This window comes from Rhizobium rhizogenes NBRC 13257 (assembly GCF_000696095.1).
Classification (GTDB): Bacteria; Pseudomonadota; Alphaproteobacteria; order Rhizobiales; family Rhizobiaceae; genus Rhizobium; species Rhizobium rhizogenes.
The window spans coordinates 202,666-220,676 of the sequence record NZ_BAYX01000001.1 but is presented as its reverse complement, the minus strand read 5'-3'; the positions used below and the strand labels follow the sequence as shown (position 1 = coordinate 220,676).

Annotated in this window: 14 protein-coding genes; 3 read left to right on the top strand and 11 right to left on the bottom strand. The window is 59.6% G+C overall.

The window, feature by feature from the left end; translation table 11 throughout:
- Positions 1–20 precede the first annotated feature (20 nt).
- From RRH01S_RS35315 to RRH01S_RS00990, 7 genes are all read right to left on the bottom strand, one after another.
- Positions 21–830 (bottom strand): AraC family transcriptional regulator, encoded by an 810-nt coding sequence (locus tag RRH01S_RS35315; protein ID WP_034517899.1) that lies wholly within the window; start codon positions 828–830, stop codon positions 21–23.
- Between the two features lie 46 nt (positions 831–876).
- Positions 877–1,845, bottom strand: a complete 969-nt coding sequence (locus RRH01S_RS01015) for a DMT family transporter (RefSeq protein WP_034517897.1) — start codon at positions 1,843–1,845, stop codon at positions 877–879.
- Between the two features lie 134 nt (positions 1,846–1,979).
- Positions 1,980–3,425, bottom strand: coding sequence for a DUF930 domain-containing protein (locus RRH01S_RS01010; protein ID WP_012651897.1), 1,446 nt, complete (start codon positions 3,423–3,425; stop codon positions 1,980–1,982).
- A 238-nt stretch (positions 3,426–3,663) separates the two neighbouring features.
- Positions 3,664–4,467, bottom strand: a complete 804-nt coding sequence (locus RRH01S_RS01005; RefSeq protein ID WP_012651898.1) for an APH(3') family aminoglycoside O-phosphotransferase — start codon at positions 4,465–4,467, stop codon at positions 3,664–3,666.
- Between the two features lie 89 nt (positions 4,468–4,556).
- Complete coding sequence (rpoD, locus tag RRH01S_RS01000; RefSeq protein WP_007701617.1) at positions 4,557–6,620, bottom strand: RNA polymerase sigma factor RpoD; 2,064 nt, start codon at positions 6,618–6,620, stop codon at positions 4,557–4,559.
- Positions 6,621–7,065: 445 nt separating this feature from the next.
- Positions 7,066–8,103: an L-threonine 3-dehydrogenase gene (gene tdh / locus RRH01S_RS00995; protein ID WP_012651899.1), complete on the bottom strand. Its 1,038-nt coding sequence runs from the start codon at positions 8,101–8,103 to the stop codon at positions 7,066–7,068.
- Positions 8,104–8,124: 21 nt separating this feature from the next.
- On the bottom strand, positions 8,125–9,312 hold the full coding sequence (locus tag RRH01S_RS00990; RefSeq protein WP_034517893.1) for a glycine C-acetyltransferase: 1,188 nt from the start codon (positions 9,310–9,312) through the stop codon (positions 8,125–8,127).
- Positions 9,313–9,575: 263 nt separating this feature from the next.
- On the opposite strand from RRH01S_RS00990, the gene RRH01S_RS00985 reads away from it, so the two are divergent.
- Entirely contained in the window at positions 9,576–10,346 is a 771-nt protein-coding gene (locus RRH01S_RS00985; RefSeq protein ID WP_037218628.1) for an SDR family oxidoreductase, read from the top strand.
- Positions 10,347–10,366: 20 nt separating this feature from the next.
- Here the strand turns inward: RRH01S_RS00985 and recQ are convergent, their stop codons facing one another.
- Together recQ and dnaG are read right to left on the bottom strand one after the other, a co-directional pair.
- A complete protein-coding gene (gene recQ, locus RRH01S_RS00980) occupies positions 10,367–12,247 on the bottom strand; it encodes a DNA helicase RecQ (RefSeq protein ID WP_012651902.1) in 1,881 nt (626 codons plus the stop codon).
- Between the two features lie 7 nt (positions 12,248–12,254).
- Positions 12,255–14,249: a DNA primase gene (gene dnaG, locus RRH01S_RS00975; protein ID WP_037218629.1), complete on the bottom strand. Its 1,995-nt coding sequence runs from the start codon at positions 14,247–14,249 to the stop codon at positions 12,255–12,257.
- Between the two features lie 223 nt (positions 14,250–14,472).
- On the opposite strand from dnaG, the gene RRH01S_RS34735 reads away from it, so the two are divergent.
- A complete protein-coding gene (locus RRH01S_RS34735; protein WP_234711630.1) occupies positions 14,473–15,054 on the top strand; it encodes a hypothetical protein in 582 nt (193 codons plus the stop codon).
- 241 nt (positions 15,055–15,295) lie between these two features.
- Here the strand turns inward: RRH01S_RS34735 and RRH01S_RS00965 are convergent, their stop codons facing one another.
- Positions 15,296–15,748: a GatB/YqeY domain-containing protein gene (locus RRH01S_RS00965; RefSeq protein ID WP_007701603.1), complete on the bottom strand. Its 453-nt coding sequence runs from the start codon at positions 15,746–15,748 to the stop codon at positions 15,296–15,298.
- Between the two features lie 308 nt (positions 15,749–16,056).
- On the opposite strand from RRH01S_RS00965, the gene carA reads away from it, so the two are divergent.
- Positions 16,057–17,265: a glutamine-hydrolyzing carbamoyl-phosphate synthase small subunit gene (gene carA, locus RRH01S_RS00960; protein ID WP_007701600.1), complete on the top strand. Its 1,209-nt coding sequence runs from the start codon at positions 16,057–16,059 to the stop codon at positions 17,263–17,265.
- Positions 17,266–17,357: 92 nt separating this feature from the next.
- Here the strand turns inward: carA and RRH01S_RS00955 are convergent, their stop codons facing one another.
- Positions 17,358–17,930 (bottom strand): EVE domain-containing protein, encoded by a 573-nt coding sequence (locus tag RRH01S_RS00955; RefSeq protein ID WP_037218630.1) that lies wholly within the window; start codon positions 17,928–17,930, stop codon positions 17,358–17,360.
- Between the last annotated feature and the right edge of the window lie 81 nt (positions 17,931–18,011).

The following is an 18,011-nucleotide window of genomic DNA, read 5'->3' as shown; positions in this document are numbered from 1 at the left end:
TTGAACAAAATTGCATGGATCTAACCGGCAGCTGCCGCATAGACGCCCGGCGATATGCCGAAATTACGCACGAAGAGGCGCGTCATGTGGCTTTGATCCGCAAAGCCGCTGGCAAAAGCCGCCTCGGCCAATGGCGTGCCCGCCGCGATCAGCCGCCGCGCTTCGTGAATACGACGCTGCAAGAGATAGGCATGGGGAGTGAGCCCCGTCGCCTTGGTGAATGCCCGCAGGAACTGGAAATGGCTCAGTCCGCAGGCGTCAGCGAGTTCGGCAAGCGTCAGAGGAGCTGAAGGATCGTCCTCGATCAGATCGCGAGCGCGACGGATAGCGGCGGGAATGGCAATATCGCACGACGCCGGCGTGCCCTCGCCCATGACGGCTGCGACGAGCGATAACATTAGCCCATCCCGCAGCAGCGCGTTCTGTGACTCAGAATTGCCGACCAGGAGTGGAAACAAAGCTCTGAAGTATGCCGCTATCTCGCGGCTACGGATGACAGGCGCCGGAAACTCCGCGCCTCCAATCCCACCCTCGCTGATATCGTTCAGCAGATCGCCGATCACCGACGGATCGAAATGAAGCATCGTCCAGGCCCGGCTTTCGCCGATGGGCATGCCGTCATGTACTTCATTCGGATTGAAGCAGATGACATCTCCCGCCTCCGCCCGCACCAATCCGCGCCCGCTCAGTGACGCATGCGCGCCGGACTCGATGACGCCGATACCGAACTGGTCATGCGTATGCTTGGGAAAGCTATATCCCGTTTCGGCTTTCACGGCCCTGATGCCCGCGACGCGGGAGCGGAACATCTTGAACTGGCCGGTCTTCATGTGCCCCGCCCTTCAACCCTGCTGAAAGCTGTCGGCGAGGCATATGTCACGTCTCCGGCCGCTCCTGCGCGGTCGCCAACGCCGCCTGCGTATTGGCGGTGACGGCCGTGGGCAGAGGCGTGCCACGCTTGCGCTCGCGCGCCAGCGTCAGCAGACCGGAGAAAATGATCAGCGCGATGCCCAACGCCATCGGCAGGTCGATATCGTCGTTGAACAGAAGATAGCCGAAGCCGATCGCCCAGATCATCTGGCTATATTGAGGCGGCGCGACGAGGTTGGCCGGTACCATGCGCGCCGCAGTCATCAACAGCACGTTGCCGACCGCACCAAGCAGCCCATAGCTCGCCAGGAACAGCCATTGCCAGGCCGTCGGCATCGACACCTCGGACAACATCAGAAGACCGCTGACGATGAGCGTGCCGAACAGGCCTGCACCATAAAGCGAAATTCTCTTTTCCTTCGCCCCAAGCGCCCGATTGATGACGATCCCGATTGCAGCCGCCAGGCCGCCGATCGCTGCGCAGAGGTGACCGATCGAAAGCTCGCGAAAACCCGGCCGCAGCACGATGAGCACGCCGATAAAACCGAGGATCACCGCCGTCCAGCGCTGCCAGCGCACGTCTTCCTTCAGGAAGACGACCGAAAGAATGGTGACGAAGGACGGCAGCAGGAACAGCAGCGCAAATGCCTCCGCCATCGACAGCTTGGTAAAGGCAACAATCGAGCATATGGCGCCGGTAGCACCGCAGGCAAAACGCAGTATCCAGAGAGGACGGTTCGATGTTCTGACCATATCCACCCAATTATCGTCACGCCTCTTCAGGAACGGGACGGCGGCGAAGCCGAAAAGCGCGCCGATGAAGGCCACCTGATAGGACGGCAACGTTCCATGCAGCATCTTGATCGACGCATCGCTGAAGGCAAAGACGGCATAGGACGCGAATGCCACCAGAACACCGCGAAGCGTGGAATGGCCGGCGGCCAAGGATTTGGAATCGGCAGTGATCGATGTCATCGGATTGAGCAATGCAAAGGGAGGGAAACTGAATCGCGTAGCTGCGAGCAATTGTATGATGAAATGGGCCGAATTTCGATTGGCGCTGAAATAAACTATTGTTTCAAAGCGATGGGGCGGGTGTTGTTGGCAGATCAGTATTCGAACAAACCAAGCTTCTCAGCTTGGCTTTGGGGAATGCGCCCAACAACGGCATGTGAAAAGGCGATCACCTTCAAGGCATCATCATCAACCTGACATGTGAATTTGACTTGCTGCCAACCTTTGGGAGTTTTGACTGCCACGCCGTTACCGAAGAGACCAGTGTCTGAACGCATAGCTTGTGATAGCGCGGAGTTCATGAAGCCCATCCCATTCAGGTCCTGCCCGAACTGCAACTTTTCCTCGGAGTTGCAAAGATAGGAAACGCGCTCGCGCCGTGGCAACTTTTTCCAGGCATCGTAGTCGCTTTTAGACATCTTGGCCATTTCGCTGCCGGAATAGAGCTTCTTGGCCTGTTTGAGTTGTCCCTTCTCTCCACCCGACTTGCCCTTGGCGGCTTGCTGTTGCGATTTGACATCGGGCTCGGTGACGAAGGACGTCCCGTTCGCCGGATCGCTTTTATTGTCCGAAGCGGCCTGCTCCTTTGACGGTGGCTGCGATTGAGGACCTGCAAGGGTCGGCACTGTAATTTGCTGATCAACCTTGTTGTCGGCGGATGACGGCTGCTGTTGCGTATCGGGATCGGCGGCATTCGCCTGCTTCGTCTCGGGATCAGATATCGCCGCCGCCTTCTCCTGCGTGTCCGTGCCATCCTGCTCCGTCGCCGGAGCTTCCGGCTGAGCCACTTGCGCGTCCGAAGGTTGGTCCGTCGTAAGCTGTTTCGGTTGCGGCATCGAGGCAGGGTCGCGTGAATTGGGGTCGGCTACCGGCGAAGCCGCCTTGGCCTGCTCGGTGGACGCGGGTGGGGTAGCCTGTGCTTGTTGCGGCTGCGGATCAGGATCCTTGGCCGGCGATGCGGCATCGGCCTGTGCAGTCTGGGCATCAGAGTCCTTGGCGGGCGACGCAGCTTGCTCTTCGGCTTGGCCATCGTTCGCGGCCGGTGCTTCATCTGACTGAGCCGAGGCATCCGCCTGCTGTGTGGTCGAGGGATCCTTCTCCTCCCCCTTCATGTCCGGAAGGGGTGTCTCCTCTGTCGAGGCCTGCTGTTCAGGCTTCGGCGTAGGTGTATTGGAGCTTGGGTTACTGGCGGGAGGTGCCGCCTTTTCAGCCTCAGCCTTATCCTGCTGATCCGATTGCGTCTTGGGATCGCCGGATTTCTGTTCCGGCTGCTTTTGCGCGTCCGCCTGCTGCGACTTCTCGTTCGGCTTGGGCGTCGGCGTCGGAACCTGGCCGGAAGCCTCCTTCGGCTTTGTCGCGTTCTCCTGCTGCTCCTGCGGCTGCGGCACAAGCTCGACGTTGACATTCTCTTCCGGCGCCGCCTGCGGCGGCATCATCAACGGCCGGAGCAGAAAAATGGCCGCCAGCGCGACATGCAGGAGGATCGACAGGACAAAGCCCCGCCCGATCTTCTCATCCTGCTTTGTCGCGGCCTGTTCCATCGCTCAGCGAACGGCTCGCCGGGCAAAAGCAGCCGATGGGAAAACGCGTATCAATTTCATCGGAACCTTACCGAAAATGACAGATCGAGCGGCGACAGACACCCGACATATGGTGGGCAACAATGCGGCCCGAAAGAGGCAATTGCGAAAAGACAGATTGTCAGGCCCTGAGCGGCTCCGCAATGCCCGGAAAACACACCTGCGTGATCACCCAACAGCTGCGCCGATACGCCCAGAGCTAAAAGAACTCGTCCAGCAGCCGATAGTAGTCCATTTTTTCCGCATCCACCTCGGAGATCCCATAGGTCTCCAGAAAGGACGCAACCAGCGCTTCACCAAAATTATACACGATGCTGCCGCAGGCCAGCGCTATATCCTGATAACGGTCGGCGACGCCGAGACGGCAGCAATCGATATAGCCGGCGAAACGGTGATCGGCGGCGATAAAGTTCGGCAGACAGGCATCGCCATGGGTGACGACGAGGTCCTCCGCTGCCGGCCTGCGCTCTTCGAGTTCGCGAAAAAGACTTTCCGCCGATCGGCCCAATCGCGCCTCATCGAAATCAGTCTCGTCGACACGGCCGGCAAGCATCCGGGCTTTGGCAGCAGCAATCCTTGCGTCCGATCGATGATCAAACGGACAGGCATCGATGCGGATCCTATGAAGATCTCGCAGCGCTTCCGCGAACATCCGCACGCGCTCCAAGGGCGAGATCAAAGACGCACTGGCGAGGTCGGCGCCGTCAAGCGCATTCATCAGCAGCCATTCACGCTCGCCGCCGGCTTCATGAGCGACGACCGCTGGGCAAACAAGGCCCTGCGCGCCAAGCCACCGAAGCCTTGCAACTTCGCCCGCCAATTCGCTGAATGAACTGTTGATTTCACTCTTGAGATAAAGAGGCGGCAGGCTGTCGGCTTCCAAACGAAAAACACTTGCCGAAGAGCGTCCGAGTTCGTCTGCCGCCCAGCTATAACCGGAGAGCAGATCTCGCAGCCGTGCTGGCATAGAGGTCTCGAAGAGTTCAGGCGGAACGTCCATCATGGCCCGAGCCTATATTGCAACCTGTTGCTTGCAAAAAACCCGGCTCGCTTTCGCGAACCGGGCTTTGATTTCATAACGGCAGAAACCGCTTAGCTGTCGAGGAACGAGCGCAGCTTGCGGCTGCGGCTCGGGTGCTTCAGCTTGCGCAGCGCCTTCGCTTCGATCTGGCGAATACGTTCGCGGGTGACCGAGAACTGCTGGCCGACTTCTTCGAGCGTGTGGTCCGTGTTCATGCCGATACCGAAGCGCATGCGCAGCACGCGCTCTTCACGCGGCGTCAGCGAGGCCAGCACACGGGTCGTCGTCTCGCGCAGGTTCGCCTGGATGGCGGCGTCAATCGGCAGCAGCGCATTCTTGTCCTCGATGAAATCGCCGAGATGCGAATCTTCTTCGTCACCAACAGGCGTTTCGAGCGAGATCGGCTCCTTGGCGATCTTCAGCACCTTGCGCACTTTTTCGAGCGGCATGGCGAGCTTTTCAGCCAGTTCTTCCGGCGTCGGCTCGCGGCCGATTTCGTGTAGCATCTGGCGCGACGTGCGAACGATCTTGTTGATCGTTTCGATCATGTGCACCGGAATACGGATCGTGCGGGCCTGGTCGGCGATCGAACGGGTGATCGCCTGCCGGATCCACCAGGTCGCGTAGGTCGAGAACTTGTAGCCGCGGCGATATTCAAACTTATCGACCGCCTTCATCAGGCCGATATTGCCTTCCTGAATAAGATCGAGGAACTGAAGACCGCGGTTGGTGTATTTCTTGGCGATGGAGATGACGAGGCGGAGGTTCGCTTCGACCATTTCCTTCTTAGCGATACGCGCTTCGCGCTCACCCTTCTGCACCATATGCACGATGCGGCGGAATTCCGAGATGGAGATACCGGTTTCGGTCGCAAGGTTCTGAATTTCCTGGCGAATGTCGCGGATCGTGGTGTTTTCGCTCTTGGCGAATTCCTTCCAGCCGCGCGCGGCCAGATTGCCGATGGACTTCATCCAGTTCGGATCAAGCTCGGCGCCCTGATACTGTTCCAGGAAGCTATCGCGCTTGACGCCATAAGATTCGGCAAGGCGCAGCAACCGGCCTTCGTTCTGCACGAGGCGCTTGTTGATGTCGTAGAGCTGCTCGACGAGAGCGTCGATGCGGTTCTGGTTCAGCGACAGAGACTTGACCGACTTTACCAGCTCATCCTTGAGCTCCTTGTAACGACGCTCTTGAGCCGACGACAGCGTGCCCGATGCAGACAGACGCTGCTCGACCTGCTGGTCCTGCAGCTTGCGCAGCTTCTTGTAGGTTTCGGCAATCGTGTCGAGCGTCGTCATCACCTGCGGGCGCAGTTCGGCTTCCATCGCGGCGAGCGAGAGGCTGGATTCGTCCTCGTCCTCTTCCTCCTCCTCGCCCGGCAAGCCTTCACCGCCGACATCGGTGATGTCGTCATCGCCGGAAGGTGAACGGCCGCGACGGGCCTTTTCCTTCTCTTCAGCGGCCTTGCGGTCCGCCTCGATCTTTTCCGGGCTCTGGAACTGCGGCGCAGCCTTGGCTTCCGGGCCGGAATAGGTGGTTTCGAGATCGATGATCTCGCGCAGCAGCGTCGTGCCTTCGTTGAGTTCGTCGCGCCAGATGATCAGCGCCTGGAACGTCAACGGGCTTTCGCAGAGGCCACCGATCATGGTCTCGCGGCCGGCCTCGATGCGCTTCGCGATCGCGATTTCACCTTCGCGCGACAGCAGTTCGACCGAACCCATTTCGCGCAGGTACATACGCACCGGATCGTCCGTGCGGTCGGTCGGCTCTTTCTTCTTGGCGGTAGCAAGCGCCGAACCTGTGGAAGGTGCGAGTTCGCCGCCTTCCCCATTGTCGTCGTCGCTGGAATCGTCATCGTCGCTGCTGGTTGCCGCGCCCGCCTCTTCGACATCCTCGTCTTCAATGACGTTGATGCCCATATCGGAGAGCATCGCCATCGTATCTTCGATCTGTTCGGACGTCACTTCTTCGGACGGCAGGACGGCGTTGAGCTCGTCCATCGTCACGTAGCCGCGTTTCTTCGCGGCCTTGATCATCTTCTTGACCGCGTCGTCGGAAAGATCGAGAAGCGGGCCATCGGAGGTGCCGTCGCGTTCGACTTCAGCTTCTTCGTTCTCTTTGACCTTGGTTGCCATCTCTATATCGTCGCTTTCCCTGACGCTTAAAACTTATACGCGGTGAATGACCGCTCTGGCCCGGCGCGCCTCGCGCCAGCCCCGAATCACCGACAAAGACCTAACGGAATGACCTTTAATGCCTGATTAACCACGATCGCCGGCACTGGACAGCAAAGCTGGATTGCGTTTGGATTTCCGGCCATGGTATAAATGATCCGCCTGATCCAGTTTACCGTTTTTCCGAGGACAAACGGTGATTCCTACAATTTTTGTTCACGTCAAGCTTTTCCAGCAAAAAAGCTCATTAAAATCGTGAAAAAGCCTTATCCACAGGCTCCGCACGCCGGAAACAATTGTTCCCCGTATTTAGGAAGTCCCCGCACGATGACAAGAGCAGCCTTGTCAAACGCTTTCATTTCCGCAGTTTGCGGACAATACTGATGCCATCAGGTCACAAATAAGTTCAAAACCAGTCCATTACCACCTTGCCGGAGTTGCCGGAACGCATCGCTTCGAACCCTTCGCGGAAATCATCGATGCCGATGCGATGGGTGATGACCGGCGAGACGTCGAGCCCCCCCTGAACGAAGGCGATCATCTTGTACCAGGTCTCGAACATTTCGCGGCCATAGATGCCCTTCAGGTTCAGCATCTTGAAGATCACCTTGTTCCAGTCGATCTCGAAGCCGGCCGGCGCGATGCCGAGAATGGCGATCTTGCCGCCATTGTTCATCTTGTCGATCATGTCACGGAACGCCGGCGCCGCACCCGACATTTCCAGACCGACGTCAAAGCCTTCGGTCATGCCGATCGACTTCATCACATCGGCAAGATTCTCTTTCGAGGCGTCGACGACGTGATCGATGCCGAGCTTATGGGCAAGCGCCAGACGGTTCGGATTGATATCGGTGATGACAACCTTGCGCGCGCCGGACCGCTTCGCGACCATGGCGCCCATGATGCCGATCGGGCCGGCACCGGTGACCAGCACGTCCTCGCCCACCAGGTCGAAGGACAGTGCCGTGTGCACGGCATTGCCGAAGGGATCGAAGATCGCCGCCACTTCATCCGGAATATCATCCGGGATCGGCACGACATTGGATTCCGGGATGCAAACGAACTCGCCGAAGGAACCTGGGCGGTTGACGCCGACGCCGAGCGTGTTGCGGCAGAGATGGCCCCTGCCCGCCCGACAATTGCGACACTTGCCGCAGACGATATGCCCCTCGCCAGAAACACGCTCGCCGACATGATACTTCGTCACCGCCGAACCGATCTCGGCAATCTCGCCGCAGAATTCATGGCCGACGACCATCGGCACAGGTATGGTCTTTTGCGCCCACTGGTCCCAGTTCCAAATATGTACATCGGTGCCACAGATCGCCGACTTCCTGACCCGAATCAGCACATCGTTCGGCCCGACCTCGGGAACCGGAACATGCTCCATCCATAGTCCGACTTCAGGCTTCGATTTGACCAGCGCCTTCATCATGTTTGACATGATCTGTCGTCTCCAACCGATTCAAATGATTCCGAGTTCCCGTCCCGCCTCGGCGAAAGCAGCAATCGCGCACTCGACGTCGACCCTCGAATGCGCCGCCGACATCTGCGTACGGATGCGCGCCTGCCCTTTCGGCACAACGGGGAAGGAGAAGCCGATGACGTAGACGCCCTTTTTCAGCATTAGAGCCGCCATCTCCTGCGCCACCTTGGCGTCGCCGAGCATGACAGGAATGATCGGATGGTCGGCGCCGGCCAGCGTAAAGCCGAGCTTGGTCATTTCGCCGCGGAAGAACTCGGCATTGCCACGGAGCCGGTTTCGCAGGGCGTCGCCATTGTCGATGAGGTCAAAGACCTTCAGCGAGGCGGCCGCGATGACCGGCGCCAACGTGTTGGAGAAGAGATAGGGGCGTGAGCGCTGCCGCAGCCAGTCGACAATCTCGGCCTTCGCGGAGGTGTAGCCGCCCGATGCGCCACCGAGCGCCTTGCCAAGCGTGCCGGTGATGATGTCGATCCGGCCCTCGACGCCGCAATATTCCGCCGCGCCGCGACCGTGATCACCGACAAAGCCGACCGCATGGCTGTCATCGACCATGACCATGGCGCCATATTTCTCGGCGAGATCGCAAACGCCACCAAGATTGGCGATGATGCCGTCCATGGAGAAGACGCCGTCAGTGGCAATCAGCTTGAAGCGGCTGCCCTCGGCCTTCTTCAGTTCTTCCTCCAATGCCGCCATGTCGTTGTTGAGATAGCGAAACCGCTTCGCCTTCGAGAGGCGCACGCCGTCGATGATCGATGCATGGTTGAGCGCATCGGAGATGATCGCATCCTCCTCCGACAGCAGCGTCTCGAACAGCCCACCATTGGCATCGAAGCAGGAGGAATAGAGGATCGTATCCTCCATGCCGAGAAAGCCTGAGATCCGCGCCTCAAGCTGCTTGTGCTCCTCCTGCGTGCCGCAGATGAAACGCACGGAAGCCATGCCATAGCCGTAGCGATCGAGTGCCGTCTTCGCCGCCTCGGCCAGTTCCTCATTGTCGGCCAAGCCGAGATAATTATTTGCGCAGAAATTCAACACTCGCGCACCGCCTGCAACGGCAATCTCGCCAGCTTGCTTGGAGATGATAACGCGTTCGGACTTATAAAGCCCCGCATCTTTCAGGCCGGCGAGTTCGTTGCGCAAGTGAGATATGAACGCAGGGGTCATGGTCGCATTCCGATGCTGGTCACGGTGCCTAACTGGCCAAGAAATAACACAGGATTAGGTCCCTTGCTGCATCCAGCCGCGGCAAAAATGCGTAGCGTCGTGGCGCTGGCACGATACAGGGCAAGTTCGATATTATCTGTCGAACCGAACGAAAAACATGCAAGTTCCCTGCCTCGCCCCGTCAGTTGTTATTGCAAAAATTACTTGACTGAGTCCACTATTTTGCTGCAGGTCGATGTTGATCTCAGCAGAAAGGGAGAGCCATGAACATATTTCACAGATTCTCCCTCGCGGGCAGGGTCGCGCTCGTCACCGGAGGCGGACGCGGCCTCGGGTTCGAAATGGCAAAGGCGCTTGCCGACGCGGGAGCGCATGTCATCGTCAATGGGCGCAATGCCGCAACGTTGAACAACGCCGTCGAAGCCATTCAAGCGACAGGAGGCATGGCCGAAGCAGCAGCCTTCGATATTGCCGACCGCGAGGCGCGGAGCGCGATGACGGCCGATATCGAGAGACAGCACGGCCGGCTCGACATATTGATCAATAATGTCGGCGCTCGAGACAGACGCCCGCTGGCCGACTTCGACGACGAATCGATCCTCGCCTTGCTCAACACGGATCTCGCCGCCTCGATCATGCTTTCCCGCGACGCCGCTCGGCTGATGAAGCGACACAATCACGGGCGACTGATCTCTGTTACCTCGATCAGCGGTCGGGTCACCATGCCCGGCGACTGCGTCTATCCGGCGGCCAAACAGGGGCTGACCGGTCTCACGCGCGGCATGGCGGTTGAATTCGGTCCATACGGCATCACCAGCAACGCCATTGCGCCGGGCTGGTTTGCAACGGAAACCAACGCAGCGATGGTGGCGAATGCGGACCTTATGCCGGTCGTGCGCCAGCGCATTCCGATTCAGCGCTGGGGACGGCCGGATGAAATCGCCGGTGCAGCACTATTCCTCGCCAGCGATGCGGCATCCTTCGTCAACGGACATGTCCTGACCGTCGATGGCGGCATGACCGCCAGGATGTGAACAGGCATAGCGCCTAGGTGTCACCGATCGGCGAAATCCTTGATAACCTTCAAAAACGCATCCCCGTAGCGTTCCAGCTTCGCCTGCCCGACGCCTGAAATCCCTAGCAGCGCATTGCGGCTCGTCGGCTGCTCCGTCGCAAAGGCGATCAGCGTCGTATCCGGGAAAACGACATAGGGCGGCACGCCGAGCTCCTTGGCGATCTTCGTGCGTTCTGCCCTCAAAGCATCGAACAGCGGCTGTGCCTCGCCCGAAAGGTTCGACTGCCTCTTTTCTATCCTCGCACCCTTCTTGCCACGACGACCGGCTTCCGGCCGGTCCTTGCGGAAGAAGACCTGACGTTCGTGCTTGAACACGGCCTTTGCCTCCGGCTCCAGCTTCATCGCGCCAAAAGCGGTGTGGTCGACGCTGATAAAGCCGTTCGCCAGCAATTGTCGAAAGACGGATTGCCAGGTGCGCGCGGGAATATCCTTGCCGGCACCGAAGACCGGCATGTTGACATGGCCGAAACGCTCGGTCTTCTCGTTGACGGTCCCTATCAACACGTCGATGACATGGCCGGTGCCGAAACGCTCCCCGGTGCGATAGACGGCGGCCAGCGCCTTGATCGCCGCTTCCGTGCCATCCCAGGTCTCAACCGGCTTCAGGCAAGTGTCGCAATTGCCGCAGCCGCCAGCATGGCCCTCGCCGAAATGCGCCAGGATCGCCTGCCGCCGGCAGCCGGCCGTCTCGCAGACGGCGAGCAGCGCATTGAGCTTGGCGCGTTCGACGCGCTTGATCTCATCCGCCGCATTGCCCTCATCGATCATCCGCCCCCGCTGGATGACGTCCGCCATGCCGTAGGCCATCCAGACCTCGGACGGCAGCCCGTCGCGTCCGGCACGGCCTGTCTCCTGATAATAGGCCTCGATGGAGCCTGGCAGATCGAGATGGGCGACATAGCGCACATTCGGCTTGTCGATACCCATGCCGAAGGCAACCGTCGCCACCAGGCAAAGATCCTCTTCCTTCAGAAACGCGTCCTGATTGGCATCGCGAACAGAGCGGTCCATGCCGGCGTGATAGGCAAGCGCGCGAACGCCCTGCCCGTTCAGCCATTCCGCGGTATCCTCGACCTTAGCCCGCGACAGGCAATAGACAATGCCGCTATCGCCGCGATGGCCATCGAGAAAACGTAGCAACTGCTGGCGCGGCTGATCGCGCTCGACAATCTCATAGGCGATATTCGGCCGGTCGAAGCTGGTGGTGAAGACTTTGGCGTCGTCGAGCCCCAGCCGCTCGATGATATCGTCGCGCGTATGCGGATCGGCGGTTGCCGTCAGCGCGATGCGCGGCACCTTGGGAAAGAGTTCAGCAAGCTTGCCGAGGTCGCGATATTCCGGCCGGAAGTCATGTCCCCATTGCGAGACGCAATGCGCCTCGTCGATCGCGAATAGGGCAATCTTCGCCCTGGCGATCATCTGCTGGAACCCGTCGGTCATGACACGCTCGGGCGTGACATAGAGCATATCGAGCGTGCCGCTGGAGACGGCGCGATAGATGTCGCTCGCTTCCTCACGCGACAATGACGAATTCAATGCCGCCGCGCGGATGCCGAGCTGCTTCATCGCTTCGACCTGATCGCGCATCAAGGCAATCAGCGGCGAGACGACGATGCCGATGCCGTCGCGGCAAAGGGCCGGAATCTGGAAGCACAGCGATTTGCCGGCCCCGGTCGGAAACAACACCACGGCGTCACCGCCGGCCACGACATGCTCGACCACCTGCTGCTGCTTGCCGCGAAAGGCGGAATAGCCGTAGACCCGCTTGAGAACGTCGAGCGGCGCCATTCCGGAACTGCGATCTGCAAACAGCGCATTGTCGGCGGAAAACCGTGGTTCCTGTCTATCCGGCTGTGACATCTATCCCCTACTTCCCTGCGGGTCCTTTAATGCGGCCGGAAAGCACCCCGAAGCCGTCGATGATCGCTTCCTGGTTTTCCAGCCGCAAGGCTTCGAGCTGCACTTCCTGCAAAGCGCGCATCAGCTGTTCGATGAGTTCGCCGTCGCCCTCTTCCGTCGCTTCGGCAACGGCGCGCTCCAGCTCGATCTTGTGCCAGCGCAGCGCCTTCGAACGCTTATGGAGCGCGAGCGCCTGGCGATAGCCCTCGCGCGCATCCTCCATCGCCGCCTCCTCCGTCGCCGTCCAGAGGCGGGCATTGCGCACCTGCTGGTCCAGCGCCTTCAGCAAGGCGGCGAAACCCTGTTCTTCCAGCTGTTCGAGCAATCGCTCTCGGCTGAGCTGCTGAGCCGGTATGGTCGCGGCAGCGCCGAGCATGGCAGACCATAGGCGCTGCAATTCACGGCTCTCATAGTCGATAGCGGCGATCTCGTCATATTCGTCCTGCAACAGCAGCGGATGATTGACGATGGTCACCGCTAGCACGCTTTCGCGCAGGCCCGGAACATCCTGATGGCCCTTGATCATGCCCGAGCGCATCAAACGATCCGTCGCCTTCGTGCTAACGGCCGCCGGCCGATCCCGGCTCTGTCCGCCACGACCACCGAAGGAGCGGCCGTTGTTCTCGCGGGAAAAACCGCGCCCCTGCTGATTGTCGTTGCGCCGAAACTGCGGCTGGAACAGCCCGTTCAACCGGTCGCGAATATCCTGCTGATAATGACGGCGGACATTTTCATCGGCGATAACCGAGACCATCTGCTTCAGCCGCGCTTCAAGCTCGGCACGCGCCTCCGGGGTATCGAAGGTGCCGTTGCTGGTTTCGCGGCCCCAGATCATCTCCGCCAGCGGCTTTGCCTGCGCCAACACCTTGTCGAAGGGCGCGCGGCCATCGTGACGGACGAGATCGTCCGGATCCTTACCGTCAGGCAGAAGCGCGAAACGGACCGTTCGGCCGGGCTTGATATGCGGCAGCGCCAGATCGGCGGCGCGATTGGCGGCGCGGATACCGGCGCCATCGCCATCGAAGCAGAGCATCGGCTGCGGCGTCATCTTCCACAGAAGCTCAAGCTGGCTCTCCGTCAGCGCCGTGCCGAGCGGCGCGACGGCATTTTCGACGCCGGCCTGATGCAGCGCGATCACGTCCATATAGCCTTCGACGGCGATGATCGTCCCTGAACCATCGTTCCCTTGAGCGGCACGCCGCGCGCGGGTGAAATTGTAGAGCACGTTACCCTTATGAAAGAGCTCGGTCTCGTTGGAATTGAGATACTTCGCCGGTGCGTCCGGCGACATCGCCCGGCCACCGAAGGCGATAACCTTCTCGCGAGAAGACAGAATCGGAAACATGATGCGATCACGGAAGCGATCGTAAGAGACCGGAATATCCGGACCATGCACCACGAGACCGCAGGCTTCGATCTGCTCTTTGGCAACATCCTTGCTGGACAGAAATTCCTTCAGCGCATTGCGGCTATCCGGTGAATAGCCCAGACGAAAGGTATCGATGGTACGGCCGGTCAGACCGCGATCGCGCAGATAGGCGCGCGCCCTCGCCCCATTTGCCGTCTGCAGCTGGTCCTGAAAGAACTGCGTCGCCATCTCCATGACGTCGAGCAGCGAGGTGCGTTCCTTCTCGCGCTTCGCTTCCATGGGATCGGCGATCGGCATGGGAACGCCGGCCATGTCGGCGATCTGCTGCACGGCTTCAGGAAAGCTCAGACCCTCGAGGTCAGTCAGAAAACGGAAATGATCGCCGGTGACCCCGCAGCCGAAGCAATGGTAACGGCCCTTGCGGTCCTCGCAATGGAAGCTCGGCGACTTTTCGCCATGGAAAGGGCAGCAGGCCCAATAATCGCCACGCGGCACATTGGTCTTGCGCCGATCCCACGTCACACGGCGGCCGATCACGTCCGAAATAGGGACGCGGTCGCGAATCTCATCGAGAAACGTATTGGAAAATCGCATAATTACCTCTGGCTTGCCCCCTTATAAGCAGGAACAACGCGCATTGCCACGAGGAACCCGTCACCACACCCGCTATTCACAGCCCCTCGCGCCTGGGTCGACAATCAACCACTCCGATCACAAGACCGTGATTGCAGTGGCGTTGTTAATGTTCCCGCACCCTCCTGAAAAGCCATTTTGACATCATTGACGACAGAAATGGCCACGACTCCCCGCGGCCTTTATGTGCATCTGGAAGGCTGCTTCTCCGCAAAAGGAAAATGATGAAAAAGCAGATACTTGCCCACCACTCCAGCTAACAACAGGAGAGTGCGGCAACACCCGCCGCAACCATTGGCCGAAGATCGAGGCGCGCGTGATCTTCCCGCTTGGTGGCACATTTGCGGCATGGTTCGTAAGTCAAACATTATTTTTTTGTAATTTGATTGTTCATGTGCAGCGCAATAGCTTCCATCTCACAGGACGAGACAAGCCGGCGAACAACATGGTTCGCGACGCGACATGCCTAGACGTCCCGACGAACAGGAAGCCAGAGGTACAGGCTTTCAGTTTAGGAGATGAAATGCGCGTTCTGCTGGTACCCTTTGCCGCTGCCGCCCTCTTCGCCACAGCTAACTATAGCTCGGCAACGATGACGGATGGCGCAGCGCCTGCGGCAGCTACGAACGTGCTCTATGCGGATGCTGGCTATCAGCTTCCTGTCGATATGAAAGTGCCGGCTCTCAAGGCCGGTGTCAAAGTTCAGATATCCTGGCTGGAATCGCAAGACATGAATTTGCAACAGCAGGTCAGGATCACCAGATAAGATTTAACCGATCCCCAGGTGAGGCACCATCCCTACCCCCGGCGCCGCCTCACCTGGGTGCCTTTGCAATAGACGTTTGATTTTTGGGCCCCACCCTGCGTCATCAAACGGCTGCAAAGCGCAAGAAGGCAGGAGCTCCCCCAGCTCCTGCCTTCTCTATTTTCAGCCTATGTCGATGCAGTACGCCGAGAATCGAACATCGCGTTGGCCGCGCCAGAGCGCGGCCGCAAACAGATAAAATTTACTTCAACAGATCCTTGAGGATCGCCGACGCCTTGGCGAAATCCATCTGCCCGGCATATCGCTCGCGCAGCGCCGCAACGCACTTGCCCATGTCCTTAAGGCCCTGGGCGCCGAGCTCGGCCACGACGGCGACGCAAATCTCGCGCACTTTCTCTTCGGAGAGCTGTTCCGGCATGAAGCCCTGGATGACAGCAATTTCCTCGCGCTCCTTCTGAGCCAACTCCGGACGATCGCCATCGGTATACATCTTAACCGACTCTTCCCGCTGCTTGATCATCTTGGCGAGCAGCTGCAGGATCTCGTCGTCGCTTGCCTGTTCCTTGGCCAAGCCGCGATTGGCGATGTCCTTGTCCTTGATGGCGGCCAGGATCAAGCGCACGGTCGAAAGCCTCGCCGCATCCTTGGCCCTCATGGCATCCTTCTGGGCGTTGGAAAGCGTTTCGCGGATCATGTCTTTAACTCCCTAAGCAAGCCGGCGACGATCGCCCAGCCTCTCATTTCATGTTGCCAGTCTCATAGACCATGAGCAGCGATCAATGCAATTGCGTGCCTGCGGCCGAAACTTGGCGAATTCCCTGGCGGGAAACGAAAACGGCGCATTGACCGACAGGCCTTGTTTGGCTATGTCCAACACCTGCACATTAGATCGATATTAAGGTCTCAAGCCGCGACGCATGTCGCTGGCTGCAATCTGCGACAAACATGGCGGAAGCCCCCGGTCTTTTCAAGGCCGCGCACGACGCCGGAAACGGGATGACAATGACCGCCACAGCTCCATGGACAATTGAAAAGCCAAGTGCCCTGCTCGTTCTCGCCGACGGCACCGTGATCGAAGGCAAGGGCATCGGCGCGACCGGCAAGGTCCAGGCCGAAGTCTGCTTCAACACGGCGCTGACGGGCTACGAGGAGATCCTGACCGACCCCTCCTATCTCGGCCAGATCGTTACCTTCACCTTCCCTCACATTGGCAATGTCGGCACCAACGAGGAAGACGTCGAGGACCTGACGCCTGCCGCCCGGCACGGCGCCGTCGGCGTTATTTTCAAGGCCGATGTCACCGATCCTTCGAACTACCGCGCCGTCAAGCATCTCGACCAGTGGCTGAAGGCGCGCGGCATCATCGGCATGTGCGGCATCGACACCCGCGCGCTGACCGCCTGGATCCGTGAAAACGGCATGCCCAACGGCGTCATCGCCCACGACCCGAACGGCGTCTTCGACATCGACCAGCTCAAGGCGGACGCCAAGGCCTGGAGCGGCCTCGAAGGTCTCGACCTCGCCAAGGTCGCCACCTCCGGCCAGTCGTCGCAATGGTCGCAGACGCCCTGGATCTGGAACGAAGGTTATGGCGAGCTGAAGACTGCCGATGCCAAGTACCATGTCGTCTGCCTCGACTACGGTGTGAAGCGCAATATTCTGCGCCTCTTCGCCGGTCTCGACTGCAAAGTCACCGTGCTGCCGGCAACCGCATCCACCGACGACGTGCTGGCGCTGAAGCCGGACGGCATCTTCCTGTCGAACGGCCCCGGCGATCCGGCCGCGACCGGCGAATACGCCGTGCCGGTTATCCAGGACCTGCTGAAGACGGACATTCCGCTGTTCGGCATCTGCCTCGGCCACCAGATGCTCGGTCTCGCCCTCGGCGCCAAGACCGCAAAGATGCATCAGGGCCATCACGGCGCCAACCATCCGGTCAAGGACCACACGACGGGAAAGGTCGAGATCGTCTCGATGAACCACGGCTTCGCAGTCGACGCGAGCACGCTGCCGGAAGGCATTGAAGAGACTCACGTTTCGCTCTTCGACGGCACCAATTGCGGCCTGCGCGTTTCCGGCAAGCCGGTCTTCTCGGTACAGCATCACCCCGAAGCCTCCCCTGGCCCGCAGGACAGCCACTACCTCTTCCGCCGCTTCGTCAATCTGGTGCGCGAGAAGAAGGGCGAACCGGCTTTGGCCGAGCGCGCATAAGCAGCGCCACCATGATCATTGGCTAAAAGGAAAGCCCCGGATTGATCGTCAATCCGGGGCTTTCGTCTTTAGGAGTTCTCGATACCGCTTGATCAGGCCTGCAAGCGGCGGCGCCTGACCTCTTCGAGTTCGCTTGTCAGGATTTCCTGCAGGAACTCGAAATCGGATTCACTGAACGGAACCAGGCCAAATCTCAACTTGTAACCCCAGTTCTTATCCTGGGTAAAATCCAGCCAATCCAGCAAAGGGCGGATCGGTTGCTCAGGCACATCCAGCCAATCGACATCGCGGCGATACGCCTTGCCGCATGCCATCTCACCTTGATAGGGCTCGCCGTCCCGGACATATCCGATCGCCGTAAAGCTTTTAAAGCCGTCCTTATCGCCCATGGCCACCGACGGAGAATAATAGACCACGCCGTCGCCCGGCTTAATCCGCTTCAATGGTCCCTGCTTGCCGTGATTGACCTGCATGAAGCCGTTTGCCCGCCCATGCCGGACGTGCGCGGCGCAGGCAACGGCCAGCCAATACGACTTTGCTTTCGGTTGCTCACGTCGAGGCGAACCATCGGAATGTGCAAGCATGTGCACGACCGCACCGTGGTTGAAAAGTCCATCCAGCGGGAAAAGCGTGGCCTCGCTGTGAGCGCTTGCTTTGTATGTCATGGTCGTCTCCCATCAAATTGGTATGACGCCAATATACGGGATCATGCTGCCAATATCTGTCAGCAGTCTTCACGCCACGAT